Source organism: Streptomyces sp. TLI_105 (genome assembly GCF_900105415.1).
In the GTDB taxonomy this organism is placed as follows: Bacteria; Actinomycetota; Actinomycetes; order Streptomycetales; family Streptomycetaceae; genus Streptomyces.
Window position 1 is genome coordinate 3600795 of record NZ_FNSM01000001.1, and the last position, 25840, is coordinate 3626634.

21 protein-coding genes are annotated in these 25840 nt (G+C 74.8%); 12 read left to right on the forward strand and 9 right to left on the reverse strand.

Features of this window, described 5'->3' with window-relative positions:
* Positions 1-27 precede the first annotated feature (27 nt).
* Together BLW86_RS16355 and BLW86_RS16360 are read right to left on the reverse strand one after the other, a co-directional pair.
* Entirely contained in the window at positions 28-3198 is a 3171-nt protein-coding gene (locus BLW86_RS16355; RefSeq protein WP_256341332.1) for a sacsin N-terminal ATP-binding-like domain-containing protein, read from the reverse strand.
* Positions 3199-3481: 283 nt separating this feature from the next.
* The gene (locus BLW86_RS16360; protein WP_093874722.1) at positions 3482-4411 is read right to left on the reverse strand and encodes a DUF3027 domain-containing protein; all 930 of its coding nucleotides are present in this window, start codon (positions 4409-4411) and stop codon (positions 3482-3484) included.
* Between the two features lie 537 nt (positions 4412-4948).
* On the opposite strand from BLW86_RS16360, the gene BLW86_RS16370 reads away from it, so the two are divergent.
* The 4 genes from BLW86_RS16370 to BLW86_RS16385 all read left to right on the forward strand — a co-directional run bounded on the left by BLW86_RS16370 (position 4949) and on the right by BLW86_RS16385 (position 8711).
* On the forward strand, positions 4949-6328 hold the full coding sequence (locus tag BLW86_RS16370; RefSeq protein WP_093874723.1) for an MFS transporter: 1380 nt from the start codon (positions 4949-4951) through the stop codon (positions 6326-6328).
* Positions 6329-6614: 286 nt separating this feature from the next.
* Positions 6615-7094 (forward strand): DUF2771 domain-containing protein, encoded by a 480-nt coding sequence (locus BLW86_RS16375; protein ID WP_093874724.1) that lies wholly within the window; start codon positions 6615-6617, stop codon positions 7092-7094.
* A 7-nt stretch (positions 7095-7101) separates the two neighbouring features.
* On the forward strand, positions 7102-7860 hold the full coding sequence (locus tag BLW86_RS16380) for a futalosine hydrolase (protein ID WP_093874725.1): 759 nt from the start codon (positions 7102-7104) through the stop codon (positions 7858-7860).
* Positions 7857-8711 carry a 1,4-dihydroxy-6-naphtoate synthase gene (locus BLW86_RS16385; protein ID WP_177181669.1) on the forward strand — a complete coding sequence of 285 codons (855 nt, stop codon included), beginning with the start codon at positions 7857-7859 and terminating at the stop codon, positions 8709-8711. Before BLW86_RS16380 ends, BLW86_RS16385 begins: the two co-directional genes overlap by 4 nt.
* 68 nt (positions 8712-8779) lie before the next feature.
* On the opposite strand, the gene BLW86_RS43795 is transcribed toward BLW86_RS16385, so the two are convergent.
* The gene (locus BLW86_RS43795) at positions 8780-9163 is read right to left on the reverse strand and encodes a cold-shock protein (RefSeq protein ID WP_062753125.1); all 384 of its coding nucleotides are present in this window, start codon (positions 9161-9163) and stop codon (positions 8780-8782) included.
* A 143-nt stretch (positions 9164-9306) separates the two neighbouring features.
* Between BLW86_RS43795 and BLW86_RS16395 the strand changes: the two genes are divergently transcribed.
* Positions 9307-9585, forward strand: coding sequence for a hypothetical protein (locus BLW86_RS16395; protein WP_177181670.1), 279 nt, complete (start codon positions 9307-9309; stop codon positions 9583-9585).
* Here the strand turns inward: BLW86_RS16395 and BLW86_RS16400 are convergent.
* The gene (locus BLW86_RS16400; protein ID WP_093874727.1) at positions 9573-10214 is read right to left on the reverse strand and encodes an HAD family hydrolase; all 642 of its coding nucleotides are present in this window, start codon (positions 10212-10214) and stop codon (positions 9573-9575) included. The genes BLW86_RS16395 and BLW86_RS16400 overlap by 13 nt on opposite strands.
* Before the next feature lie 100 nt (positions 10215-10314).
* On the opposite strand from BLW86_RS16400, the gene BLW86_RS16405 reads away from it, so the two are divergent.
* From BLW86_RS16405 to BLW86_RS16415, 3 genes are read left to right on the forward strand one after another with little or no spacing between them, the layout of a single operon-like run.
* A complete protein-coding gene (locus BLW86_RS16405) occupies positions 10315-11319 on the forward strand; it encodes a FecCD family ABC transporter permease (protein WP_093874728.1) in 1005 nt (334 codons plus the stop codon).
* Complete coding sequence (locus tag BLW86_RS16410; RefSeq protein WP_093874729.1) at positions 11316-12395, forward strand: FecCD family ABC transporter permease; 1080 nt, start codon at positions 11316-11318, stop codon at positions 12393-12395. The genes BLW86_RS16405 and BLW86_RS16410 overlap by 4 nt, the downstream gene beginning before the upstream one ends.
* Complete coding sequence (locus BLW86_RS16415) at positions 12392-13198, forward strand: ABC transporter ATP-binding protein (protein ID WP_093874730.1); 807 nt, start codon at positions 12392-12394, stop codon at positions 13196-13198. Before BLW86_RS16410 ends, BLW86_RS16415 begins: the two co-directional genes overlap by 4 nt.
* 542 nt (positions 13199-13740) lie before the next feature.
* On the opposite strand, the gene BLW86_RS16420 is transcribed toward BLW86_RS16415, so the two are convergent.
* Positions 13741-14682, reverse strand: a complete 942-nt coding sequence (locus tag BLW86_RS16420) for a hypothetical protein (RefSeq protein WP_093874731.1) — start codon at positions 14680-14682, stop codon at positions 13741-13743.
* Between the two features lie 72 nt (positions 14683-14754).
* On the opposite strand from BLW86_RS16420, the gene BLW86_RS16425 reads away from it, so the two are divergent.
* Together BLW86_RS16425 and BLW86_RS16430 are read left to right on the forward strand one after the other, a co-directional pair.
* A complete protein-coding gene (locus tag BLW86_RS16425; RefSeq protein ID WP_093874732.1) occupies positions 14755-17340 on the forward strand; it encodes a helicase C-terminal domain-containing protein in 2586 nt (861 codons plus the stop codon).
* Positions 17341-17455: 115 nt separating this feature from the next.
* Positions 17456-19099 (forward strand): DNA repair helicase XPB, encoded by a 1644-nt coding sequence (locus BLW86_RS16430; protein WP_093874733.1) that lies wholly within the window; start codon positions 17456-17458, stop codon positions 19097-19099.
* Positions 19100-19152: 53 nt separating this feature from the next.
* Here BLW86_RS16430 and BLW86_RS16435 read toward each other — a convergent pair whose 3' ends face one another.
* Positions 19153-20487, reverse strand: coding sequence for a COG1361 family protein (locus BLW86_RS16435; RefSeq protein ID WP_093874734.1), 1335 nt, complete (start codon positions 20485-20487; stop codon positions 19153-19155).
* Between the two features lie 99 nt (positions 20488-20586).
* Positions 20587-20811, reverse strand: a complete 225-nt coding sequence (locus BLW86_RS16440; RefSeq protein WP_143060256.1) for a hypothetical protein — start codon at positions 20809-20811, stop codon at positions 20587-20589.
* A gap of 225 nt (positions 20812-21036) precedes the next feature.
* On the opposite strand from BLW86_RS16440, the gene BLW86_RS16445 reads away from it, so the two are divergent.
* On the forward strand, positions 21037-23058 hold the full coding sequence (locus tag BLW86_RS16445; RefSeq protein WP_256341333.1) for a HelD family protein: 2022 nt from the start codon (positions 21037-21039) through the stop codon (positions 23056-23058).
* Between the two features lie 443 nt (positions 23059-23501).
* Here the strand turns inward: BLW86_RS16445 and BLW86_RS16455 are convergent, their stop codons facing one another.
* Positions 23502-24383, reverse strand: a complete 882-nt coding sequence (locus tag BLW86_RS16455) for an aminoglycoside phosphotransferase family protein (protein ID WP_093874738.1) — start codon at positions 24381-24383, stop codon at positions 23502-23504.
* A gap of 17 nt (positions 24384-24400) precedes the next feature.
* Positions 24401-24991, reverse strand: a complete 591-nt coding sequence (locus BLW86_RS16460) for a TetR/AcrR family transcriptional regulator (protein ID WP_093874739.1) — start codon at positions 24989-24991, stop codon at positions 24401-24403.
* A gap of 111 nt (positions 24992-25102) precedes the next feature.
* Here BLW86_RS16460 and BLW86_RS16465 point away from each other — a divergent pair, with 111 nt between their 5' ends.
* The gene (locus BLW86_RS16465; RefSeq protein ID WP_093874740.1) at positions 25103-25702 is read left to right on the forward strand and encodes a DUF2867 domain-containing protein; all 600 of its coding nucleotides are present in this window, start codon (positions 25103-25105) and stop codon (positions 25700-25702) included.
* The last annotated feature ends 138 nt before the right edge of the window (positions 25703-25840 follow it).

Sequence of the window (25840 nt, forward strand, 5' to 3'; positions counted from 1 at the left end):
ACCCGGGCCGGTCCCCTCGGACCGGCCCTAGTCGAACCAGCGGTCCCTCGCCAGTTCCGTCGTCCTCGACGGGTCCTCCAGGAGGGCCGCCACCTCGAAGCGGCGGGGCCACTGGCCGGCCGCCCAGGCGAGGCCGGCGGCCACGCCCTCCAGGGTGGCGGCGTGGACGACGCCGTCGGGGGTGCGGCGCCAGTCGAGTTCGGTGCCGCCGGCGTGGAGTTCCTCGTGCTCGACGTACGAGGCGGGGGTGGCCGGGCCCAGGAGGGCGTGGACCGAGGGCGGGACCTCGTGCTCCTCGCCGACCGTCGTCACCTCGGCCTCGACGGCCTCGCTCAGGCGGCGGACCTGGAACAGGTCGGCCAGGTCCGCGGCGCGGGACGGGGAGACCGGGAGGAGGGGGAGGTCGCCGGCCAGCGGGAGGAGGTCGGGGGCGTCCGCCACCAGCGCCTCCGACGCGTCGACCACGACCAGGGTGCCGTCCACGACCGCCCGCAGCTCGTCGGGGAGCGTCACCTGCTCGGGGTCCAGGTCCGCCAGGGCCGTGTAGAGGGCGTGGAGCTGGACCGCCGTCACCTCCCTCGACGGGTCCGCCAGGCGGGTCAGGAGCTCCGCCGCGCCGCCCGGCTCGTCGAGGAGGGCCGCGACCGAGGTGCGGACGCCCAGGGCGCGGAGGACCTGCTCGTCCTCGAAGCCGGTCGCGTCGGCGGAGTCGTACAGGCCGGCGAGCAGGGGGTCGGAGCCCTCCGCGCGGAGGCCCGCCGGGTGGCGGCCGTCCAGGACCGGGTGGTCGCGCAGCCACCAGGCGGTGTACGAGCGGACGGTCTCCGTCGTGCCGTCCGGCAGGAGGACCCGTACGGGCTGGGTCAGGGCGTCCCGGAGCGGCGGCTGCGCGAGGAGGGCGAGCGCCATGGGCCAGCAGTCGTCGTCGACCAGGTCCAGGTCCCGTACGGCCACGATCTCCGTCGCCACCGGGGGCACGGGGGTCATCGGGAGGCGGTCCAGGACGTCCTCGCACCAGACGTCGACCGCGTCGAGGAGGCCCGCGTCGTCCGGCTCCGGATAGTCGCCCTCGCGCGGCTCGACCTCGTCCGGGTCGAGGACCAGGTCGGTCGCGCGGATCAGGGCGAAGTTCGCGAGGACCCCGCACGCGGCGAGCGGCTGCTCGCCCCAGCGGGCGGCCAGGTCGCCGTCGACGAAGGCGAGTTCGTCCTCGCGCATCACGGCCGCGAAGGGCGAACCCGGCAGCACGAGCTCGCCCGCCGGGGAGAGCTCGCCGTCCTCGTCGGGGAGGGCGAGCGCGCCGAGCCAGGGTTCGTCGCCCGGGTCGAGCTCCGCGTCGCGGACCAGGGCGAGGACGGTGTCCGCCAGCTCCTCCGCGTCCAGGGCGTCCGCGTCCTCGTCCCAGATCTCCCCCGCGTCGAGGGAGGCCGCGACCGCCGCCCGCACCTGCGGGGTCGTCAGGACCGCGCGGGGCGTGGCGGGCAGGGCGCCCAGCTTCTCCAGGAGCGGGTGCGCCGCCTCCGGGTGCGCCACCTTCAGGCCGAGCCGGGTCAACTCGGCGGGGGTGCGGTCCTGCGGAAGGAGGACCTGCCGGGGGCCGATCGTCGTACGGATCCTGGCGCCCTCGGCGCTCTCCGCGAGCGGCACCGGAAGGCCCGTCAGACGGTCCGGGTCGACGCCGGCCAGCGAGTCGTACAGCCGCCACCACCACGTCGGCGGCCGGTCCACGCCCGCCAGGCGGTCGATCGCCTCCGTGAGCGGCACGCGGCCGATGCCGAGGGTGCGGAGCTCGGGGCGCCGCTCCAGGCCGGCGGGGAGGAGCGTCGGGAACACCTCGGCGAGGACCTCGACGGTCTCCGCGCCCGCCCCCTCCACGACCTCCGCCTCGATCGGGCGGAGCGCGGGCAGCTCCTCGGACGGCGCGGCGGGCGCCAGGAACGCCACCCTCGGCAGCCGGTCCAGGATCGCCTCGCGCAGCGCCCCGTCGAGCGGGCCCTTGCCGAGGGGCCCGGGCACGAGGTCGAGGGCCGCGGTCGTCACCGGCCGCCAGTCGGAGAGCAGTTCGGCGTACGCGTCGGCCGCGCGCTGCACCAGGAAGTCGGTGAGCGGCCCCGGCGCCGGGTGGCGGCGGGCCGTGTCCAGCGGGAGGGACGCGATGAGGAGCGCCGGGATGCCGAGCGGCTCGTCGGTGGGGGTGGGGGCGTGCACGACCGGAGTCGTACGCGGGTAGCGCGGGGCGCCCTCGGCGTCCACCGGTACGGCCCAGGTGACGGACCAGTGCGGGCGCAGGCGCTCCTCGACCGGCCGGTCCCTGAGGAGCTCGGGCTCGATCGGGCCGCCGTGGGTGACGGTCCGCCAGCGGTGGCCGCCGGTCGCGGAGTCGTCGACACGGACGTAGCCGTCGTCCTCGGAGCGGCGGAGGGTCCGCACCCCATCGGGCGTCTCCACGACGATCTCCGCGAGACCCGGAAGAGTGAGCAGCAGCGCGTCGTCGACGGAGGCGAGGAGGCGCTCGGCCAGGTCCTCGGCGGCTGCGTCGCGCATCGGGAGGACGACGACGGTGTCGTAGCCCTCGGGGGCGGTGCCCTCGGCGGGCAGCGGCAGGCGCAGCAGCGGTACGTGGCCGTCGCGGCGGCGCAGCTCGTCGCCGAGGCCCGGGCTGTACCGGGCGGCCTCGGCGGCCAGTTCCCGCGCCTCGGCGAGGGACCAGCGGACGCCGCCGTGACGGCCCAGGACGGCGGGCTCGTCGGTGACGGCGAGGACGGCGGCGAAGCCGACGCCGAAGCGGCCGACGGCGCCGTGGCCCTGCTCGCGCTTGGCGGAGGCGCGGAGGGTGGACAGCGACTCGGCGCCGGCGGCGTCCAGCGGGGCGCCGGTGTTCGCCGCGGCCAGGACGGCGGGGGCCTCGTGGTCCGCGGGGTGCAGGGTCAGCCGGAGGCGGCCGGTGACGCCGGCGCGGTGGGCGGCGTCGGCGGCGTTCTGGGCCAGCTCGACGACGAGGCGGTCGCGGTAGCCGCCGAGCGCGAGGTCCTCCTCGGCGTTGGCGTCCTCGCGGAACCGGGCGGGACTGGCGCCCCAGGCGTCGAGCACGCCCCGCCGCAGCCGTGCGGTGCCGAAGGGATCGGTTCCGTCGGTCGTCGTCCGGACGCTGACGCTCACGTCTGACTCCACTCTGCGGGGCGGTCGGTCCCGGACCATTGGGCCCGGGGCCCGAAGGTACCGCGCGCCGACCGGACCGGGTTACGGGCCGCGCCTCCGCCGCACCGTGGTGAGCCGCGCCTCCGGTGGCCCTGGTCGTGGGCAATCGTTCCGCCGGGGCGGTGCCCGCCTGCCGTTGTGGCAATCGTTCCGCCGGGGCGGCGCCCGCCCGCCCGCTCACCCCGTTGTGGGCAGTCGTTCCGCCCCAGCGGGACGATTGCCCACACGGGGCGGGGCGGGAGGGGCACCGCCCAGCCCTGGGCGCGCCCGCCCGGCGGGGGGACTACGAGTGGCCCAGGTCTTCCGACGCCGCGTCCGGTTCCGTCGTGGAGCCGGAGTCCTTCGCCGGGCGGAGGGGGAACTCGTCCGCGGCCATGGAGTCCAGGACCGGCGCCGCCGGCCGCGGCGGCTTCGGCATGACGGCGGCCTCCGAGTGCCCCCCGCAGCCGTACGCGAGGGACACGACCCGGCCGTCCGCCGGGGAGAACTCGTTGGCGCAGATGCCGAAGGCCTGCTTCAGGGAGCCGGCCAGCGGCACCAGGAACGCGCAGGACTCGCACGAGGCGGGCGCCGCCTGTGCCATCGGCGTCTTCGCGCCGAACGCCTCGTCCCACCGGTCCGCCGCCACGTGCAGGCCGTAGCGGGAGAGGACCCTCGCCCGGCGCATGCCGAGCTCCTCGGCGACCGCGGCGATGGCCCCGCGCGACGGGGTGCGCGAGGTGAGCTCGGCGTCCTCCTCGTCGAGGTGCTCCTCCATCTCCTCCGAGACGACGGAGTTCGGCGGCGGCGTGTCCTCGCCGGAGTAGCCGGGCTCCAGGCGCAGGTCGTCCTGCTCCGTGGGGAGGAGGTCGCCGGGGCCCATGTCGCCGGGCCGCAGCCGCTCGCTCCACGGCACCCATTCGGGGGCGAGGAGCGCGTCGGCGCCGGGCAGCAGGACGGTTTCGTCAAGCGTGACGTTCTTGGCGCGGGAGGCGCGGGTGACGGTCACCGCCCAGCGCCAGCCCCGATAGCCGGGCTCCTTGGACTCGAAGAAGTGCGTGACGACCCGGTCGCCCTCCGCGACGACCTCGACGTGCGCGCCCACGATCCCTGGCGCGGCCGCCTCCTCGGCGGCCTCCCGCGCGAGGTCTACGGCCTCCGCGCACAGGCGGTCGGGGATACGCGTGGCTCGCGGGGTACGCGGGGTACCGCTTCGCGTCGTCGCAGCACTCACAGGTCTCGCTTCTCTCCTACGCCGTCTCACGGGTGCGCCGGCCGAGGGGCGGGAGCGAAGCCACGGGCGGCGGGCGGAGCGGACCAGGGGGCCGCATCGACGTCCGCACCCGACTTGTCTCGCACGTCTCGGGCACACCTAACGTCATCCATTCTGCGGGATGCCGAAGAGGCGCGCGGCCGAGAGCTTCCGCCGGTGACGCGCTACGCACGCTACCCCGTTCGCGGGCCTCCGCCCACCTGCCCGCCCCAAGTGGCCCGTATCGCGGACGACCCGCCCGCCGGAACCGCCCGTGTACGGGCCTCGGCCGACCACGAGGGCGGCGGCGTACGGGCCGGGCCGATCACCGGGGCAGCGGCGTACGAGCCGGGCCGAACACGGGGCGGGCGGTGGCGTACGGGCCCGGCCGAACACGGGGCGGGCGGCGGTCTACGGGCCCGGCCGAGGCGTGCGCCCCACCGCCCCGTTCCCGATCGCCCCCGGCGGTCTCCGTCGCGCCACGGTTCGTCGGGCGCGCCCTTGGGGCACTATGACGGAGTGGCAGCCGCACGGTCCCCCGTACGATCGCATGATCCCGCCGGGCCGCTCCGCCGAGCGGGCCGGAAGGTCGGGCGTGCCCTGCACCTGCCGTTCACCGGGACCGCGAAGGGCATCCGGAAGGCCACGCACGCGCATGGCGCGGGCGAATCGGGGCTCGGGAAGCTGATCGAGCTGCACGCCGTGAACGGCGCCGGCGACGTCATGATCACCGTCGCCCTCGCCTCCACCGTCTTCTTCTCCGTGCCGACCGACGAGGCCCGCGGCCGCGTCGCGCTCTACCTGGCCGTCACGATGGCCCCCTTCACCCTCCTCGCCCCCGTGATCGGTCCCCTCCTGGACCGGATCCCGCACGGGCGGCGCGCGGCGATGGCGGGCGCGATGCTGACCCGCGCGGTCCTCGCGATCATGATGTCGGGGGCCGTGGCGACGGGCGGTCTGGAGCTGTACCCCGCGGCGCTCGGCGTCCTCGTGGCCTCCAAGGCGTACGGGGTGGTCCGCAGCGCCGTCGTGCCCCGGCTCCTGCCACCGGGCTTCTCGCTCGTGAAGGCGAACTCCCGGGTCACGCTCGCCGGGCTGCTCGCCACCGGCATCGCCGCGCCCGTGGGGGCGGGGCTGCAGATGATCGGGTCGGGCTGGCCGCTGTACGGGGCGTGCGCCCTGTTCCTGCTCGGGACGTTCTGGGCACTGCGGATGCCGCACAAGGTGGACTCCGCGAAGGGCGAGCGGCGGGCGCACCTGCTGACCCACGGCGAGAAGAAGCCGAGCCTGCGGACGGTGGGCCCGTCGGTGCTGCACGGCCTGGAGGCGAACGCGGCGCAGCGCATGCTGTCCGGCTTCCTGATCTTCTTCCTGGCGTTCCTGCTGCGCGAGCATCCGCTGTCGGGGCAGAGCGCCGCCGTCTCCCTGGGGATCGTGGGCGTGGCGGCGGGCACGGGGAACGCCTGCGGCACGGCCGCCGGCTCACTGCTGCGGGACCGGGGCCACGGGCCCGAGGTGATCATCGCCACGATGATCACGGTGGTGTTCGGTACGGCGGTCTGCACGGCCGTCTTCTTCGGCGGCCTCATGGTCGCCGTCCTCGGCGCGGTCGCGGGGCTCACCCAGGCCCTGTCGAAGCTGTCGCTGGACGCGCTGATCCAGCGGGACGTGCCGGAGCTGGTGCGGACCTCGGCGTTCGCCCGTTCCGAGACGGCCCTGCAGATGGCGTGGGTGGTGGGCGGCGGGATCGGCATCGCCCTGCCCCTGAACGGCACCCTCGGCATGTCCACCGCCGCCGCGATCCTGGGCCTGGGCGCGCTCCTCTCCGTCCGCGGCCTCCTCTCGGCGTCCCGCAGCCGCTCGGGCCCCAAGGGCCGCCCCAGGGCGAAAGTGCCCTAGGGCGCCCCGTACGGAGCCTTGGAGCACCGCGTACGAAGCCCTGGGGCGGCCCGTGAGGAGCCTTGGAGCACCGCGTACGACCCCCGGGCGCGCCCGTACGGGAGCGGCCCCTGGAACACCGCGTACGGAGCCCTGGGACACCGCGTACGAAGCCCTGGGGCGCCCGTACCGAGCCCCGGGTCACCGCGCGCGAAGTCCCCGGGACACTCCGTACGAAGCGGTACGCCGTGGCGGCACGCCGTACCCCCGCGTGGCGCGGGCGCGGCGGCCCGATAGCCTTCGGCTCATGACCGTTGCGTTCTTCTCCGGCTCGCGCCGCCGGGCCGCCGTCGCCCTCGGGGCCGTCTCCGCCGGCCTCCTCGTACTCTCCGCCTGCGACAAGCCGACTCCGCTCGCGACCCTGACGGTCGGGACCGACTCGGTGAACTCCGAGGCCGCCTGCTACAACGACGGCGACGCCATCAAGGAGTCGCAGATCCAGCAGTGCCTCAACAAGAAGGCCGAGAAGACCATCACGGTCTCCACGGACGACAAGATCCGCTTCGGCGTGGACCCGGAGATCGCGGACCACGGCTGGACGATCTTCCTCGGCGGCCAGCAGGCCGAGCCCGAGCCGTACAAGAAGACGTACCGGACCATCCCGGCCAGCGCCTTCTTCTCCAGCCAGACCGGCGAGGCCACCGACAAGACCCAGGTGACCATCGTCGAGAACACCGGCAAGAAGCTGACCGGCATCTGGCACTTCCAGCTGAAGAAGGACTCCTGATCCACCGGTGGTCCACCGGATCCTGATCGTGACGGCCGTGGCGGCGGAGGCGGACTCCGTCACCGCCGGCCTCGGCCCCCGCGGTCCTGAGCTCCTCCCGCTGCCGGGGGGCCTCGCCCTGCGCCGTCACGGCCACGTCGACGTCCTCGTCGGCGGGGTCGGCCCCGCGGCCGTCGCCGCCGCGACGGGGACGGCCCTCGCGTGCGAGGTCCTGGCCGGGGGCGGCTACGACCTCGTCGTCTCCGCCGGGATCGCCGGCGGGTTCCTGCCCGCCGCGCCGGTCGGGTCCGTCGTCGTGTCCTCGGCGATCGTCGCCGCCGACCTCGGGGCCGAGACCCCGGACGGGTACCTCGCCGTCGAGGAGCTCGGCTTCGGCCGCTCCGTCCACCCCGTGCCCGAGGCGCTGACCGGCCGGATCACGGCCGCCCTGGACGCCGGAGGCCCGCCGTGCGTCCTCGCGCCCGTCCTCACCGTCTCCACGGTCACCGGCACCGCCCGTCGCGCCGCCGAGCTCGCGGAGCGCCACCCGGAGGCCGCCGCCGAGGCGATGGAGGGCTTCGGCGTCGCCGAGGCCGCCGCCGCGTACGGCGTGCCGGTCGTCGAGATCCGGGCCGTGTCGAACGCCGTCGGCCCGCGCGACCGCGCCGCCTGGCGCATCGGCGAGGCCCTGGGCGCCCTCGGGAACACCTTCGAGCTGCTCAGCAGGACCGTCTTCGCGGAACCGGTGAAGCCGGTGGAGTCATTGGAGTCGTGGGAGCCGTCGTGACCAAGCTGAAGATCGCCTACTCGCCCTGCCCGAACGACACCTTCGTCTTCGACGCCTGGGCGCACGGCCGGGTCCCGGGCGCGCCCCGGCTCGACGTGACGTTCGCGGACATCGACGTCACCAACGGCTGGGCGGAGGGCGGCACCGACCCGCACGACGTCCTGAAGGTGTCGTACGCCGTCCTGCCGTGGATCCTCGACGAGTACGCCCTGCTGCCCTGCGGCGGCGCCCTGGGCCGCGGCTGCGGTCCGCTGGTGCTGACCAGGGAGGACGGGACCGGGGCGGATCTCGCCGGGAAGACGGTCGCGGTGCCGAGCGAGCGCTCCACCGCCTACCTGCTGTTCCGGCTGTGGGCGGCCGAGAAGGTGCCCGGCGGGGTCGGCGAGGTCGTCGTGATGCCGTTCCACGAGATCATGCCCGCCGTGCGGGACGGGAAGGTCGACGCGGGGCTCGTCATCCACGAGGCCCGCTTCACGTACAAGAACTACGGGCTCCACTGCCTCGCCGACATGGGCGAGCACTGGGAGTCCACGACCGGCCTCCCGATCCCGCTGGGCGCGATCGTCGCCCGCCGCTCGCTGGGCGCCGAGACCCTTGAGCTGCTCGCCGAGTCCGCCCGCGCGTCGGTGCGGATGGCCTGGGACGACCCGGCGGCCTCGCGTCCGTACGTCATGGAGCACGCCCAGGAGATGGACCCGAAGGTGGCCGACCAGCACATCGGCCTCTACGTCAACGAGTTCACGGCCGACCTCGGCGAGCACGGCTACGCGGCGGTCCGCGGGCTGCTCACGCGCGCCGCGGCCGAGGGGCTCGTACCGCCCCTCGGCCCGGACGCGCTGCGATTCCCCTGACGGGGAGGGCCGGACGGAGTCCGGCAGCCGCCCGAAGCCTGCGAAGCAGTGCGAGAGCGGCCGAAAGACTAGACGTCCAGCTGGTCGGCGACCGCCCGCAGCAGGCCGGCGATCTTCTTGCCCGCCGCCTTCTCCGGGTAGCGGCCGCGCTCCAGCATCGGCGTGATGTTCTCCAGGAGCGTCGTCAGGTCCTGGACGATGGACGCCAGTTCGTCGGGCTTGCGGCGCTGCGCCGCGGCGACGGACGGGGTCGGGTCGAGGATCGTGACGGACAGCGCCTGGTCGCCGCGCTGACCGGCGACGACCCCGAACTCCACCCTCTGCCCCGGCTTCAGTGCCTCGACTCCGGCAGGGAGCACCGACGAGTGCACGAAGACGTCGCCGCCGTCGTCGCGGGAGAGAAAGCCGAAGCCCTTCTCGCTGTTGAACCATTTGACCTTGCCGGTAGGCACGTCTGTCCTCGTCCTCGTCCTCGTCGATGGGGATGGCAAACGGCGGGTCGTCGACCGACCCGCCGGCACCAGGCTAATGCTCAGGAGGCCGGTGACAAGACGCCGCCGAGGTGTTCCTCCGGCCTGGGAACTACCCTGGCCGGATGCGTAGTGAAACCCCCGCCGTGCCGGTGGACGACAGTGCCCCGGGTGACGGACTGGTCAAGGCCGGTGTGATCCTGTTCGCGGTCGGCGCGGTCGCGACGCTGGTCACCGTGGCCCCGCTGTTCCTCGGGACGGATCCGTTCCCCACCGTCGCGTACCTCGTGTCGATGCTGATGGGGGTCGGGTTCCTGGTCGCCGCCGCCGGGCTGCTGCGGTCGGTCGCGTCCCAGCGGCGGCAGGCCCGAAAGGCTTCGGCCACGGCCGCTCAGCCGCGGTAGCCCTCCCACCAGGGGCGGAAGTCCGTCAGGTCCGACAGGACCACGTCCGCGCCGGCCGCGGCCAGCTCCTCGGCGGGGCAGGGACCGGTCGCGACGGCCACCGAGTACGCCCCCGCCGTGGCGGCGCCCCGGACGTCGCCCACGTGGTCGCCGACGTACACCCCGGCGCCGTGCGCGCGCAGGGCCTCCGCCTTGCCCTCGGCCCACAGGCCGCCGGCGACCGCGTCGGGCTCGATGCCGAGGTGGGCGAGGTGCAGCTCGGCGTGCGGGCCGTTCTTCGCGGTGACCACGATCGTGCGGCCGCCCGCCTCGCGCACGGCCTCGATCGCGTCCCGGGCGCCCGGCATCGGGACCGTGGGCTCGATCGCGTACGAGGGGTAGAGCGCCCGGTAGCGGGCGGTCATCTCCGTGACGTGCTCCGCCGGGAACCAGTGCGCCATCTCCTGCTCCAGCGGCGGCCCGAGGCGGCTCACGACGAGGTCGGCGTCGATCGGGACGCCCGTCTCGACGGAGAAGGCGACGAAGGCCGCCTTGATGCCCGGGCGGGTGTCGAGCAGGGTCAGGTCGAGGTCGAAGCCGACGGTGAGCGGATTCGTGGGCGGGAGCGGCGCGGCCGGCGTGGTCGTCATGGACCCATTGTCGGGGTACCCGGGGCCCAGGTGTTCGAATAGGGGCGCTGCTTAGACTGAGGTGAGCCTAACCAAACCTGCACTCCGCCGATGGGGCCCGATGCCAGCCGCTTTCCGCACCAGACGGGTCCTCGCGACCTCGGCGGCCCTCGTCGCCCTGCTCCTCGCCGTCCTCCTCAGCCTCGCCGTCGGCGCCCGCCCCGTCGCGCCCTCCACCGTCCTCGACGCCCTGCTGCACGGCGCCACGGGCGACGACGCCGAGGTCGTCCGGCAGCTCCGCGTCCCCCGCACCCTCATCGGGCTGGTGGTCGGCGCCGCCCTCGCGCTCGCCGGCACCGCCCTCCAGGGCATCACCCGCAACCCGATCGCCGACGCCGGCATCCTCGGCATCAGCCAGGGCTCCTCCGTCGCGGTCGTCCTCGCCATCGCCTTCCTCGGCGTGCACGAGCTCAGCGGGTACGTGTGGTTCGCCTTCGCCGGCGCCGCCCTCGCCTCCGTCGCCGTCCACGCGATCGCCTCCGGCGGACGCGGCGGCGCCACGCCCGTGAAACTGGCGCTCGGCGGGGCCGCGATCAACGCACTGCTGCTCTCCGTCACCACCGGCGTCCTCACGACCAGGGCCTCCGCCCTCGACGAGTTCCGGTTCTGGCAGATCGGCTCCCTCGACGGACGCGACGCCGAGATCGTGGGCCGGATCTGGCCCTTCCTGCTGCTCGGCGCCGTCCTCGTCGTCTCCGTGGCGCGCGGCCTCGACGCGCTCGCCCTCGGCGAGGACGTCGCCAAGGGCCTCGGGCAGCGCGTCGCGACCGTACGGATCGTCGGCGGGCTCGGCGCGACCGTCCTCACCGGCGCGGCCGTCGCCGCCGCCGGCCCCGTCGCCTTCGTCGGCCTCGCCGTCCCCCACATCGCACGCGCGATCGTCGGCTCCGACCACCGCTGGGTCCTGCCGATGGCGGCGCTCGTCGGCCCGGTGATGCTGCTGGTCGCCGACGTCGCCGGCCGGATCGTCTTCCCGCCGGGCGAGATCCCGGCCGGGGTGATGACGGCCCTGATCGGCGTGCCGTTCCTGGTGACGCTGGTACGGCGGAAGGCGGTGGCGGCGTGAGCACGACCCTGCCGGCCCCGCCCGCGAGGGGTCCGGTCCGGCCTGTCGGCTACGGGCTGTTCCGTGCCGGGCGGGTGTCCTTCCTCGTCCACCGCCGCTCCGCCCTCGTCGCCACGGGCCTCCTGGTCCTCCTGGCCGCCGCCTGCGTCGCGTACCTCTGCGTCGGCGAGAGGTTCGTCGCACCCGGAGAGGTCGTACGGATCCTCCTCGGCCGGCCGTCGCCGTCGACGTTCGTCGTCGAGGAGCTGCGCGAGCCCCGGCTCGTCGTCGCCCTCGCCGTCGGCTCCGCCTTCGGCATCGCGGGCGGCCTCATCCAGACCGTCGCCCGCAACCCGCTCGCCAGCCCCGACATCATCGGCATCAGCCAGGGCGCCGGAGCCGTCACCGTCGCCGCGATGACCTTCGGCCTCACCTCGTACACCGTCCTGCCGTACGTCTCCGTCGCGGGCGGCATCCTCGCCGCCGCCCTCGTGTACGCCTTCGCCTGGCGCGGCGGACTGCACGCGACCCGCTTCGTGCTCATCGGCATCGGCATCACGATCGCGCTGCGGTCCCTCATCACGCTCTTCATGACGAAGGGCGACTACCTCGTCGCCCAGCAGGCCCAGATCTGGATGACCGGCTCCCTCAACGGGCGCGGCTGGGACGAGTCCGCGCCGATCCGCTGGACGCTGCTCCTCCTGCTGCCCGCCGTGCTGTGGGCGGCCCGCGCCCAGCGGACCGTCTCCCTCGACGACGACACGGCGACCGCGCTCGGCGCACGGCTCGGCGGGGTCCGGCTCGGGCTCGTCGCCGTCGGCGTCGTCCTCGCGTCGGTGGCGACGGGCGTCGCGGGGCCGGTCGACTTCGTGGCCCTGCTCGCCCCCCAGATCGCCCGCCGCACGACCCGGACGGCGCAGATCCCGCTGCTCTGTTCCGCGCTCACCGGCGCGGTGATCGTGGTCGTCGCCGACCTGCTCGGCCGCCGGCTGTTCTCCCCCGTCGAGCTGCCCGTGGGTGTCCTCACGGCGGCGGTCGGCGCCCCGTATCTGATCTGGCTCATCGTCCGGAGCCGAGCCGCTGGAGGCAAGACGTGAGCAGACTGCAGGCCCGCGAGCTGACGCTCGCCTACGAGGACCGGACCGTCGTCGAGGAGCTCGACCTCTCGGTCCCCGACGGCAAGGTGACCGTGATCGTCGGCCCCAACGCCTGCGGCAAGTCCACGACCCTGCGGGCGCTCGGGCGGCTGTTGAAGCCGGCGGGGGGTGCGGTCCTCCTCGACGGGGAGTCGCTGGCGAAGCTGCCGACGAAGCGGATCGCCCGCTCCATCGGCCTGCTGCCGCAGACGCCGGTCGCGCCCGAGGCCATCACCGTCGCCGACCTGGTGTCCCGGGGCCGCCAGCCGCACCAGGCCTGGTGGAAGCAGTGGTCCGAGGAGGACGAGCGGGCCGTCGCCGAGGCCATGGAACGCACGGACGTCGCCGCGCTCGCCGACCGTTCCGTCGACGCGCTGTCGGGCGGGCAGCGGCAGCGGGTGTGGATCGCGATGGCCCTCGCCCAGGAGACCGACCTGCTCCTCCTCGACGAGCCCACCACCTACCTGGACATCTCCCACCAGGTGGAGGTCCTCGACCTCGTCCGCCGGCTCAACCGGCTGCGCGGCCGGACCGTCGTCCTCGTCCTCCACGACCTGAACCAGGCCGCCCGGTACGCCGACCACCTCGTCGCCATGAAGGGGGGCCGGGTGGTCGCGGAGGGGCCGCCGTCGGAGATCGTCACGGCGGAGCTCGTACGGGACGTCTTCGGGCTCTCCTCGGTCGTCGTCCCCGACCCGGTGACGGGGTCACCGCTGGTGGTGCCGGGGGCACCGTGGCACGCGGAGACCCGGGTCCCGGGCTGACGGGGCCGACGGGACCTCGGACGCGCTTCCGGGCCCCCGTGTGGGCGCGCGCGCCTGCTGGGCGGCACCTCTCCTGCACCCCCCGTGTGGGCGCGCGCCCGGCGGGGCGGTGCCCCTTCCGCACCCCCGTGTGGGCAATCGTCCCGCTGGGGCGAGGGGGTCCCCCCTGCTCGAGCGAAGCCGAGAGCTTGGGGGAGGGTGGGCACACGGGACGGCGCGCTCAGCGGCGCCTCCGCGTTCCGCGCCTACCCGCACCCCGTGTGCGCCGTACCTGTCGGTGCGGGTTCAGGCGCGGGAGCCTAGGCCCGGCAAGGGGCGCCGTTCCGTTGTGCCCACCCGTTCCGCCCCAGCGGAACGACTGCCCACAACGGGGGCGCGGGGGTGGACACCGCCCCAGCGGAACGACTGCCCACAACGGGGGGTACCGCCCCGGCGGAGTGGCTGCCCACAACGGGGCGCAGGGATGGGCACCGTCCCGGTGGGCGCGTGCCCATGACGGGGTGGGCGGCGTCCCGGCTGGTGCGGTCGTGGCGGGGTGGTGCTCAGTGTCTGCGGGAGCGCCAGAGGAGGAACAAGGACGAGGCGATCGCCGCGCCCCGGAGGACCCAGGGCCAGGTCTCGGAGATCGCCGCGCCCATCGCCTCCCCGCCCGGCGCCACCGCCTCGCCCCAGCGGCCCTCGACGCGGCCCCAGAGCCAGGCGATCCCGCTCGCGGCGGCGAGGCCGGGAATCACCAGGACGGCGCCCTTGATCTCGGCCGGGGTCAGCCGGCGGGAGGCGTACGCGAGGAGCCAGCCCGCCGCGAGGGCGACCAGCGAGCCGAAGACGGCGCCGCCGAGCAGGAGCAGCGCGGCGAGCAGGACGAAGGGGTTCGCGAGGCGGGCACGGGGCGCCGGCTCCGCCTCGGCTTCCGGCTCCTCGGCGGCCGGGGCCTGGGCCTTGCGGAGTCGGAGGATCCGCGCCAAGCGGCGGGCCTTCCCCGGTGCGGGCTCCTCGGCCTCATCGCCCTCGTCCTCCGCCGGCGCGGGCGGCTCGAAGAGGTCGGGGCGCTCGATGCCGCCCACGAAGCCCAGGAACTCGCCGTCGGCGGCGTCGGCATCGGCGTCCTTACGCCACCAGTCCGCCGTCCCCTCGGGGCCGCGGGTGTCCTGCGCCGGGATCGCGGGGCCCGACGCGCCCGCAGCCGGGGGCGGATTTCCTGAGGGGTCGCCCTCCTCCCCCTCCCCCGCCCGCGGCCCCGGCACGGCCCGCCCGCCCGAGGGGCCCGCCCGGTCCACGACCTCGTCCGGGGTGCCCAGGGCGCCGAGGATGCCCCGTACCGCCGCCGGGCTCTCCTCGCCGTGCGTGGCGCGCCGGCGGTCGATCTCGCTGCGCAGCCCGGACACGAGCTTCCTCCGGTCGCTCGCGGGCAGCTGCCGCTGCTGGGCCAGATCGCCGACCCGGCTCAGATAGTCGTAGACCAACTGGTCGCTCTCGATCCCCACGGCGCCCCTCCACGGCCGGTCCACCCGGTACGGCCCGACGTTAGCGCCTGAACAGCGGCTAACGTGGTCCGGATGGGGATCGGTGAGCTCGACCGGGAGGCGCACGTGCCCGAGGTAACCAGCGCCGGCGCGGCGCCGCGCACGCTCGCGGAGGCGCTGCGCGCGCGGGGCGACGAAGGGCTCGCCGCGCTGCTGCGCGCCCGGCCGGACCTGCTGAGTCCCGTACCGAACGACCTGACGCAGCTGGCGACCCGCGCGGGCACGCGGGGTTCGGTGGTGCGGGCGCTCGATCGGCTCGACCGGTTCGCCCTCCAGACGGCCGAAGCGCTGGCGGTCGCCCCGGACCCCGCCCCGTACCCCGTACTGCTCGCGCTGCTCACCGGTGACGAGGGCGATCCGGAGATCGAGGCGGCGCTGCCGGGCGCGGTGGCGCTGCTGCGCGAGCAGGCCCTCGTGTGGGGCGAGGACGACCGGCTGCGGCTGGTGCGGACCGCGCGGGAGCTGCTCGCGCCCTCGCCGCAGCATCCGTCGCCGACGGGCCTCGGGCCGACGGTCGCGGAGGCGACGGCGGGGATGTCGCCGGGCCGGGTGCAGGAGATCATCGCGGCGGCCGGGCTGCCCGCGACGCACGATCCGGTGTCGGCGGTGGCGGCGCTCACGGAGCTGTTCACCGACCGGGCGCGGATGGGCGCGCTGCTCGACGAGGCGTCCCCGGAGGCCCTCTCCGTCCTGGACCGGCTGGTGTGGGGTCCGCCGTACGGCGAGGTGACGGCGAATCCGGCGCCTCCGGTGCGCTGGCTGCGCGACCGGGGGCTGCTGCTGCCGGTGTCGGCGCGGACGATGGTGCTGCCGCGCGAGGTGGCGCTGCACCTGCGGGGCGGGCGGGCGCACCGGACGCCGGAGCCGGTGGCGCCGGTGGTGGAGGCGGCGCGCGACTACCGTCCCCAGGTGGTGGACAGCGCCGCCGCCGGGCAGGCGTACGCGACGCTCGCGACCGTCGAGGAGCTGCTGAAGTCCTGGGACCAGGGCGGCCCCCAGGTGCTGCGGGCGGGCGGTATGTCCGTGCGGGACCTCAAGCGGACGGCGGTGGCGCTGGACGTGACGGAGCAGGTCGCCGCGTTCTGGCTGGAGCTGTGCTTCGGGGCGGGGCTGCTCGCCTCGGACGGGGAGGCGGACGAGCGGTACGCGCCGACGCCCGCGTACGACGACTGGCTCGACCTGCCGCCCGCCGAGCGCTGGGCGCTGCTCGTCGCGCCCTGGCTCACGGCGACCCGCACCCCGGGCCTGGTGGGCGGCCAGGACGCGAAGGGCCGCACGCTCGCCGTCCTCGGCCCGGACCTGGACCGCGCGGCCGCCCCGGAGGTCCGCCACCGGGTCCTGGAGCTCCTCGCGACCTTGCCGCCGGGCGCGGCGGCGGACCCCGGGTCGGTGTTCGCCCGGCTGCGCTGGGAGCGGCCGCCGCGGGGCGCCGCGCAGCCGGCCCCGCCGCGCGCGCCGCAGGCCGTGACCGGGGCGGACGAGTCCTCCGGCCCCGCCCCCGAGGCCCCCGGCGACCTGCGGTCCCGGCTCGCGCGGTGGACGCTCGCCGAGGCCGAGCTGCTGGGGATCACGGGCCGGGGCGCGCTCGCGTCCCCCGCCCGGGCGCTGCTCAATCTGCCGCTCGCGGAGGCGGCGACGCCCACCGACCACGGGGGCCGGGTCGAGCTGTCGGTGGCCGCCGGGCGGGCGGCGACCCTGCTCGCCCCGCTGCTTCCGGAGGCCGTCGACCACGTGCTGCTCCAGGCCGATCTGACGGCCGTCGCGCCGGGGCCGTTGCGGCGGCCGCTGGCCGACGCGCTCGCGGTCCTGGCGGACGTGGAATCGAAGGGTGGCGCGACGGTGTACCGGTTCACGCCCGGTTCCGTGCGGCGCGCCCTCGACTCCGGGCGGTCGGCCTCCGACCTGCACGACTTCCTGGCCGCGCACTCCCGGACGCCGGTGCCGCAGCCGCTCGCGTACCTGATCGACGACGTGGCCAGGAGACACGGCCATCTGCGGATCGGGGCGGCCTCCGCGTACGTGCGCTGCGACGACGACACCGTCCTCGGCGAGATCCTGGCCGACCGGCGCTCCGCCGCCCTGGGCCTGCGCCGCCTCGCGCCGACGGTGCTCGCGGCGCAGGCGGACCCGGCGTCGCTGCTCGACGGGCTGCGGTCGATGGGGTACGCCCCGGCCGCCGAGTCCGCCGAGGGCGACGTCCTGGTCACCCGCGCCGACGCGTACCGCACGCCCGCCCGTACGGCCCCGGTGCCCGTCCCGGACGGCCCGCCGGTCCCCGACGCGACGCTCCTCGGCGCGGCGGTGAAGGCGATCCGGGCGGGCGACCGGGCGGCGACGGCGGTACGGAAGGAGCCCGCGGCGCCGGTGGCGTCGGCGGGCGGCCTTCCCCGCACCTCGGCGGCCGAGACCCTGGCGACGGTCCAGGCGGCGGTGATGACGGGCTCGGCCGTCTGGATCGGCTACGTCAACGCGGAGGGCGCGGCGAGCCAGCGCGTCATCGCCCCGGTCCGCGTCGAGGGCGGCTTCGTGACGGGCTACGACCACACGGCCGACGAGGTCCGCACGTATCCCCTGCACCGGATCACGGGCGTGGCGGAACTGGCGGACGACCAGGTGTGACGGGGGCGGCCGAGGGGGTCCGCACCACGGCGGGGACCGTCGGCCGCGTCGATGCTGCACACTGGAGGATTGGCCGTTACGGGAACGGCCAGGTGCCGGAAGGACCTCATCACACGTGAATGGGCCACTCATCGTCCAGAGCGACAAGACGCTGCTCCTGGAGGTCGACCACGAGCTCGCCGAGGCCTGTCGTCGGGCCATCGCGCCGTTCGCGGAGCTGGAGCGGGCGCCGGAGCACATCCACACCTACCGGGTGACGCCGCTGGGGCTGTGGAACGCGCGGGCCGCGGGGCACGACGCCGAGCAGGTCGTCGACGCGCTCGTCGAGTACTCGCGGTATCCCGTGCCGCACGCGCTGCTCGTCGACATCGCCGAGACCATGGCCCGGTACGGGCGGCTCACGCTCTCCAAGCACCCCACGCACGGGCTCGTGCTGACCTCGACCGACCGGCCCGTCCTGGAGGAGATCCTCCGGTCGAGGAAGGTGCAGCCGCTGGTCGGGGAGCGGATCGACGCGGACACCGTGGCCGTGCACCCCTCCGAGCGCGGGCAGATCAAGCAGACGCTGCTGAAGCTCGGCTGGCCGGCCGAGGACCTCGCCGGGTACGTGGACGGGGAGGCGCACCGGATCGACCTCGCCGAGGACGGCTGGTCGCTGCGCCCGTACCAGAAGCAGGCCGTCGACGGCTTCTGGCACGGCGGCTCCGGTGTCGTCGTGCTGCCCTGCGGCGCGGGCAAGACGCTGGTCGGGGCGGGGGCGATGGCCCAGGCGAAGGCGACGACGCTGATCCTCGTCACGAACACGGTCTCCGCGCGGCAGTGGAAGCACGAGCTGGTGAAGCGGACCTCGCTGACCGAGGACGAGATCGGCGAGTACAGCGGTGCGCGCAAGGAGATCCGGCCGGTCACCATCGCCACGTACCAGGTGCTCACCACCCGGCGGAAGGGCGTCTACCCGCACCTGGAGCTCTTCGACTCCCGGGACTGGGGGCTCATCGTCTACGACGAGGTGCACCTGCTGCCCGCGCCGGTCTTCAAGTTCACCGCCGATCTGCAGGCGCGGCGGCGGCTCGGGCTGACCGCGACGCTCGTGCGGGAGGACGGGCGGGAGTCCGACGTGTTCTCGCTGATCGGGCCGAAGCGCTTCGACGCGCCGTGGAAGGAGATCGAGGCGCAGGGGTACATCGCGCCCGCCGACTGCGTCGAGGTGCGGGTGAACCTGACCGACGCGGAGCGGCTCGCGTACGCGACGGCCGAGGCGGAGGAGAAGTACCGCTTCTGCGCGACGACGGCGACGAAGCGGAAGGTGACGGAGGCCCTGGTGAAGAAGTTCGCCGGGCAGCAGATCCTCGTCATCGGGCAGTACATCGACCAGCTGGACGAGCTCGGCGAGCACCTGGACGCGCCGGTGATCAAGGGCGAGACGTCGAACGCGCAGCGGGAGAAGCTCTTCGACGCGTTCCGCAACGGCGAGATCAACGTGCTCGTGGTGTCGAAGGTCGCGAACTTCTCGATCGACCTGCCGGAGGCGACGGTCGCGATCCAGGTGTCGGGCACCTTCGGGTCCCGCCAGGAGGAGGCGCAGCGCCTGGGCCGGGTGCTGCGGCCGAAGGCGGACGGTCACCAGGCGCACTTCTACTCGGTGGTCGCGCGGGACACGATCGACCAGGACTTCGCGGCGCACCGGCAGCGCTTCCTGGCGGAGCAGGGCTACGCGTACCGGATCGTGGACGCGGACGAGCTGCTGGCCGGGGACTGAGAGGCGGGCGGGGTCCCGGTCCGCGCGGACCGGGACCCCGCCCGTACGGGGCGTCAGACCGCCGGGTTCAGGACCAGCTTCGCCTTGTCGTTGGCGGCGTTCGGGTCGAAGGGGAAGCCCGTGCCGTACGGCGGCTTCAGGACGATCGCGCCCTTCGCGCCGGTGACGACCGTGTCGACGCGCAGCTCGAAGGGGAAGGTCACGCTCTGCTTCTCGGCCACCCAGATCGGCAGCTGGCACACGTAGCGCGGCGCGCCGGTGCGCACCTCGCCCTCCCACCAACCGCCGTCCGCGGTGCGCGGCTCGCAGGCCTCCGGCACGGTGGTGGCGGTGGAGCCCTGCGGGACGGTGACGTCGACGGAGCCGACCGGGTCGCCGGAGCCGAGGTTGGCGACCCAGGCCGGGCCGCGGTTGCGGAAGGTGACGTCCGCGCGGACGGTCTCGCCGGCGGCGGCGGTGAGCCGCGCGCCGCGGACGGCGAAGTCCGCGGTGTTGGCGACGCCGATCGAGGCGATGGTGCCGTTGTTCTCCGGGGCGAGGTCCTCGGCGCCGCCGCGGGCGTTCACGCCGATGTCGATGCGCTCGGACAGCGCGTACGGGGCGGTCTTCGCCTGCAGTGCCGTCGGCAGGGCGAAGGAGCCGCCCGGGGCCACGACGTCGTCGAAGGCGCAGTCGATCTTGGTGAGCACCTTGATCGCGCCCTCGCCGAGCGGCTCGCTGGTGCACTGCGGGGCGACCGTGCCGAGGTCGAGGCCGCGGGTGACGTAGAGGGTGACCTGGACGCCGTTCGCCGGCTCGTTGCCCTTGTTCACCACGGAGACCGGCACGGGGACGGTGGTGCCGGGGGCGATGCCGGTGACGGGCGTGGCCCGGGCGAGGACGAGGTCGGGACCGGAGGCGATCCGGACGGTGGTGGAGCTCTCGGACGCGGTCATCGTGCCGGTGTCGGTGCGGGCCGTGGCCTGGTACGTGATCCGGCCGGTGACGCCCGCTCCGGTGCCTGCGGCGGCGCGCAGCTTCACCTCCACGGGGGCTTCGCCGGTCAGCGGCACCTCGGGGAGGGAGCAGACGGCGGTGGTGCCGGCCGGGGCGCAGGTGTCCGGCCAGGTGACGTCGGCGACGCCGGCCAGGCCGGAGACGTCGACGGTGAGCTCGCCGTCGGTCACGCGGACGTCGGCGTTGTCGTGATAGAGCCCCAGGCCGAGCGTGACGGCCTGGGCCTCGCCGCCGTCGGCGCCCTTGGGCAGCGCGAGCTCCCAGGGCGAGACGATCCACAGCTGGTCGCTGTCGGCGGCGGCCGGCGCCGCGGTCACGCCGACGGTGACCAGGCCGGCCGCGGTGGCGCACGCGGCGAGCCGCGCGAGACGGCCGAAGGAGGACTTCCTCATGATCTCCTGCGTTCCTCACTGCTTCGGGGACAGGGCGATGCGATGAGGAGACCGTCGAGGACGGCGAAGAGTTGCACGCCGGAGCGCGTTCAGTGGTTTTCAGTGGTTCCTGTACGTCGGGCAGGGGTTGCGGACGCCCGCCTCCGGGGGGCCGTAGTCGCCCAGCAGGGCTACCGAGGCCGCCGCGCCGCCGAAGGCGCGTATCGCGCGGAGGGCGGTGGTGAGGCGGTGGGGTCGGGGGACGGCGGTCACGCGGGGGAAGGTCGTCGCCGTGGTCGTCGCCGTGGGGAAGCTCGTCACTGTGGGGAAGGTCGTCGCTGTCATGCCTCCATGATGGAATTCGGACATTGCGGATACATCGGCCTGAGGATGGAACCCCGGTCCCCCTCGCGTCGGACGCCACCCCCTAGGGGAAAAGGATTCGCTCCGGTCGACCGCCGGAGTTAGACTCGTCGGCTTCCCCGCCTCCCCCGTGGAGCGCCGCCGCCCGGTCGGAAACCGGCGGCCACTCTGTCGTGTCCGCGTATCCACCTGCCCGGAGGCTTCACCGTGTCCGCATCCGACCCGCTCGCGCGCGAGCGCGCCCATCTGGCCTCGTCCCGCGCCGCGCTGCGCGCGATGCGCGAGGACGTCGAGGCGCTCGACATCAAGGACGTCACCGCGAACTGGGTCAACTCCCTGGTGCTCGGGCGGCAGATCGAGGACCGGATCAAGGCGCTCGCGGACCTCGCCGACACCCCGCTCTTCTTCGGGCGGCTCGACTACCTGCACACCACGCAGGAGGGCCAGCGCTTCTACATCGGGCGGCGGCACGTCCACGACGCCGACGGCGACCCGATGGTGATCGACTGGCGTGCGCCGGTCTCGCAGCCGTACTACCAGGCGTCGAAGAAGGACCCGCAGGACGTGGGCCTCCGGCGCCGCTTCGGCTACACGGGCGGCGAGCTCACCGCGTACGAGGACGAGCACCTCTCCGACCCGGAAGAGCTGGAGCACACCAGCCGGCTGCTCCAGGCCGAGATCGAGCGGCCCCGCGTCGGCCCCATGCGCGACATCGTCGCCACCATCCAGCCGGAGCAGGACGGGATCGTCCGCTCCGACCTGTCGGGGACGGTGTGCGTGCAGGGAGGTCCGGGGACCGGAAAGACGGCCGTCGGCCTGCACCGCGTCGCCTACCTGCTGTACGCGCACCGGGAGCGGCTCGCCCGCACCGGCACCCTGGTCATCGGGCCGAACCGTTCCTTCCTCCACTACATCGAGCAGGTCCTGCCCGCGCTCGGCGAGTTGGAGGTCCAGCAGGCGACGGTCGACGACCTCGTCGCGCACGTCGAGGTGCGGGGCGCGGACGAGGCGGCGACGGCAGTCGTGAAGGGCGACGCCCGGATGGCGGAGGTGCTGCGGCGGGCGGTCCGCTCGCACGTGACGCTGCCGAAGGAGCCCCTGATGGTGGTGCGCGGTTCGCGGCGCTGGCGGGTCCCCGCGTACGAACTGGAGCAGATCGTACGGGAGTTGCTCGACCGCGACATCCGGTACGGGGCCGCCCGCGAGGCGCTCCCGCAGCGCATCGCGCACGCCGTCCTGGTCCGGATGGAGGAGGCCGGCGAGGCGCCCGACGACCGCGTGCAGAACGCGGTCGCGCGGAACACGGCGGTGAAGGCCGTCGTGAAGGAGTGCTGGCCGCTCGTCGAGCCCGCGAAGCTGGTCCTGCGGCTGCTGAGCGACGCCGACTTCCTCGCCGAGCACGCCGAGGGGCTGCTCACCGGGGACGAGCAGAAGCTGTTGCTGTGGACGAAGCCGGCGCGGAGCGTGAAGTCGGCGAAGTGGTCGGCGGCGGACGCCGTCCTCATCGACGAGGCGAAGGACCTGGTGGAGCGGACGCACTCGCTCGGGCACGTGGTCCTCGACGAGGCGCAGGACCTGTCCCCCATGCAGTACCGGGCGGTGGGCCGCCGCTGCACGACCGGCTCGGCGACGGTCCTGGGCGACCTGGCGCAGGGCACGACGCCGTGGGCGACGGAGAGCTGGGCGCAGGCGCTCGGGCACCTGGGGAAGCCGGAGGCGGTGGTGGAGGAGCTGACGGCCGGCTTCCGCGTGCCGCGAGAGGTCATCGCGTACGCCTCGCGGCTCCTTCCGCACATGTCGCCGGGGCTCGCGGCGGTGGAGTCGGTCCGGGAGAACCCGGGCTCCCTGGAGGTCCGCCCCAGCGACGCACTCGACGAGGACGTCGTCGCGGCCTGCGTCGAGGCGCTGGCGCACGAGGGCTCGATCGGCCTGATCGCCGCGGACGCGCGGATCGCGCCGCTCGCGGAGGCGCTGACGGCGGCCGGTCTGGCGTACCTCTCCCCCGGCGAGGAGACGACGGCCGAGTCGCGCCTCACGCTGGTCCCGGCCTCGCTGGCGAAGGGTCTGGAGTACGACTACGTGGTCCTGGACGAGCCGGCGGCGGTCGTCGGCGGCGAACCGGACGAGCGGACGGGCCTGCGCCGGCTGTACGTGGCGCTGACGCGTGCGGTGTCGGGGCTGACGGTGGTTCACTCGGCGCCGGTACCGGAACAGTTGGGCGAGCTGTGACCACCCCCGCGTCGGAGCGTTGCACCACGTCGAGCTGTGGGCGCGCGCCCGCCGGGGCGGTGCCCTTCCCGCCGTCCCCGCCCGTGTGGGCAATCGTCCCGCTGGGGCGGGACGGGTGGGCACACGGGACGGCGCGCTGAGCGGCGCCTCCGCGTTCCGCGCCTGGACCCGCACCACGTTGTGCGGCGCGCATCCGGTGCGGGTTCAGGGCGCGGGAGCCTGGGCCCGGCAAGGGGCGCCGTCCGTTGTGCCCACCCTCCCCCAAGCTCTCGGCTTCGCTCGAGCAGGGGGACCCCCCTCGCCCCAGCGGAACGATTGCCCACAACGGGGGTGGGCGGGGCACCGCCCCGGCAGAGCGGCTGCCCACAGCGGGGTGCGGGGGGGCACTACGCGGCGTACCTGGAGGACGAGGACGGGTTCGAGGTGGAGCTGGTGGCGGCGGACTAGATCCCGTACTCCGGGAGCGCCTGCGTCCACGTGCGGTGGGCGACGGTCGCCAGGACCGGGTTCTTGCCCCGGTAGTAGTGCTCGGTCACGACGCCCCAGCACAGGGCCCAGCCGCGGCCTCGCGCCCAGGTGGCGTCGTCGACCTCGGCGGCCTCGCGGAAGAGGGGGCGGGTGTCGGGGGTGAGCAGGGACCAGGCGGCCATGAGGTCGACGGCCGGGTCACCCGTACCGAGGCAGCCGAAGTCGATGACGGCGTGGAGGCGGCCGTCGCGGGTCAGGAGGTTGCCGGGGAGCAGGTCGCCGTGGAGCCAGACGGGGTCGCCCTGCCAGGCCGGGAGGCGGAGCACCGACTCCCAGGCCTCGGTGGCGGCCTCGGCGTCGAGGGTGCCGTCCGCCCCGAGGGCGCGAAGAGCGGGTGCCATGAGGCCCTCTTCCCAGTCGGTGACCGGGCCGCCCCGGGAGGAGGCGGGTCCGCCGGTCGCGTCGATCCCGCGCAGGGAGACGCCGAAGCGGCCCAACTCGACGGCGGCGTGGGCGAGATCGGCGATCGGCGCGTCGTAGGCGTCGGCCCCGTCCAGCCAGGCGAACACGGACCAGGGCTGGTCGTACCCCTCGCCGGGCACTCCCTGCCCGACGGGTACGGGCACGGGCAGGGTCAGGTGCGGCGCGAGGCGGGGCAGCCAGCGCTGCTCCTTCTCGGCCTGCCCGGTGGCCCATGCGGACTTCGGCAGCCGTACGGCGTGCTCGTCGCCGAGCCGGAACATCGCGTTGTCGGTGCCGGCGGACTCCACCTCCCGTACGGGAAGTCCCGCCCACGCGGGGAACTGGGCGGCGATCAGCCGCTCGACGAGGGCGGTGTCGATCCGGGGGGTGGCCATGCGCGCGAGGCTAGCGATCAAGCATCGCGCGGGCCACGGGATTTCGGCTCCTTCGGCCGCTCCAGGATCAGATCTCCCGCGCGGGCGAGGACCTCGGCGCGGGTGCGGCCCTGGTGGTCGGCGGCGAGGAAGTGGTGGCCGATGGCCACGCAGAAGGCGAGGAGGGAGCGGGCCTCGACCTCGTCGGGGTCGGCGCAGAAGGTGCCGATCATCTCGCGGAGCAGTTCCATGCGCCGGTTGTCGACGCGGCGCAGGCGGGCGGCGACGGTCTCGTCGCGCCGGGCCCAGTCGCGGACGGCGAGGTCGATGGGGCGCAGCCGTTCGCCGGAGAAGGTGAGCATGCCGGCGAGGGTGATGAGGGCTCTCGGGTCGCCGTCCGCGTCCTGGCGGACGCGGTCGATCACCCGGTCGGCGGCCTCCCGCTCCCAGGTGTCGAGCATGGCGGCGAGGAGGGCGTCGCGGTCGGCGAAGTGGCCGTAGAAGCCGCCTTTGGTGACGCCGAGGCGTTTGGCGAGCGCTTCGACGCGGACGGCGTCGGGGCCGCCGTCGGCGAGGACGGTCAGGCCCTCCTCTACCCATCGTTCGCGGGGTGTGCGTGCGGCGCCCACGGTGTGTCCTCCCTCACTCGCCGACCGAATATACGCCTCCGTACATCAGGTCTGGCATCGTTGGCCTCGTCGTTATACGCAAGCGTATAGAACTGGGAAGGCGGCAGCGCCATGAAGCTCCCCGTCACCGAACACACCGCCAGGCCGTGGCGGATCCACGAGTTCACCCCCGACTTCACGACCGAGGACGTCTGGTCCTTCCGCACCCCGGGCGCCGGGCCCGACGACTTCCCGCGCGTGCTCGCGGCGATCGCGGCCGGCGCCGGCCTCTCCCGGCAGTCCGGACCGTCGAGGCTCCTGTTCGCGGTGCGCTGGAAGCTGGGCGCCCTGCTCGGCTGGGACGACCCGAAGGCCGGCCTCGGCCCGCGCGTCCGCTCGCTGCGCGAGCGCATGCCGGAGGAACTGACGGCGACGGCGGACCCCACCCCGGGGCCCGGCTCGTTCGTCCCCCTGTACGAGCTGCCCGACGAGGCCGCCCGGGAGCTGGCGAACAAGACCGTCCACGGGGTCGCGCACCTGGGCTGGGTGGAGACGCCCGACGGCGGCCACGAGCTCCGCATGGCGGTCCTGGTCAAGCCCAACGGCCGCCTGGGCCGCCTCTACATGGCCCTGATCACGCCCTTCCGGTACCTCATCGTCTACCCGGCGATGACCCGCCAGTGGGAGGCCGCCTGGCGGGACCGGGAGCGGCTGCTCGGGCAGAACCCCTAGGGAAGGTCGAGATCCCTAGGGGTGTCGAGACCCCTGAGGGCGCCGAGACCCCTGGGGAAGGTCGAGACCCCTGGGGGGTGTCGCGATCCCTGGAGGGCGTCGAGAGCCCTGGAGGGCGTCGAGAGCCCCAGGAAGTGT

Excerpts from the sequence above, each read along its gene's own strand:
- BLW86_RS16355 (WP_256341332.1), bottom strand. The coding sequence starts at position 3,198 with ATGGTCCGGGACCGACCGCCCCGCAGAGTGGAGTCAGACGTGAGCGTC.
- BLW86_RS16375 (WP_093874724.1), top strand. The coding sequence starts at position 6,615 with ATGACCGTTGCGTTCTTCTCCGGCTCGCGCCGCCGGGCCGCCGTCGCC.
- BLW86_RS16395 (WP_177181670.1), top strand. The coding sequence starts at position 9,307 with ATGCGTAGTGAAACCCCCGCCGTGCCGGTGGACGACAGTGCCCCGGGT.
- BLW86_RS16400 (WP_093874727.1), bottom strand. The coding sequence starts at position 10,214 with ATGACGACCACGCCGGCCGCGCCGCTCCCGCCCACGAATCCGCTCACC.
- BLW86_RS16405 (WP_093874728.1), top strand. The coding sequence starts at position 10,315 with ATGCCAGCCGCTTTCCGCACCAGACGGGTCCTCGCGACCTCGGCGGCC.
- BLW86_RS16425 (WP_093874732.1), top strand. The coding sequence starts at position 14,755 with ATGGGGATCGGTGAGCTCGACCGGGAGGCGCACGTGCCCGAGGTAACC.
- BLW86_RS16435 (WP_093874734.1), bottom strand. The coding sequence starts at position 20,487 with ATGAGGAAGTCCTCCTTCGGCCGTCTCGCGCGGCTCGCCGCGTGCGCC.
- BLW86_RS16440 (WP_143060256.1), bottom strand. The coding sequence starts at position 20,811 with ATGACAGCGACGACCTTCCCCACAGTGACGAGCTTCCCCACGGCGACG.
- BLW86_RS16455 (WP_093874738.1), bottom strand. The coding sequence starts at position 24,383 with ATGGCCACCCCCCGGATCGACACCGCCCTCGTCGAGCGGCTGATCGCC.
- BLW86_RS16465 (WP_093874740.1), top strand. The coding sequence starts at position 25,103 with ATGAAGCTCCCCGTCACCGAACACACCGCCAGGCCGTGGCGGATCCAC.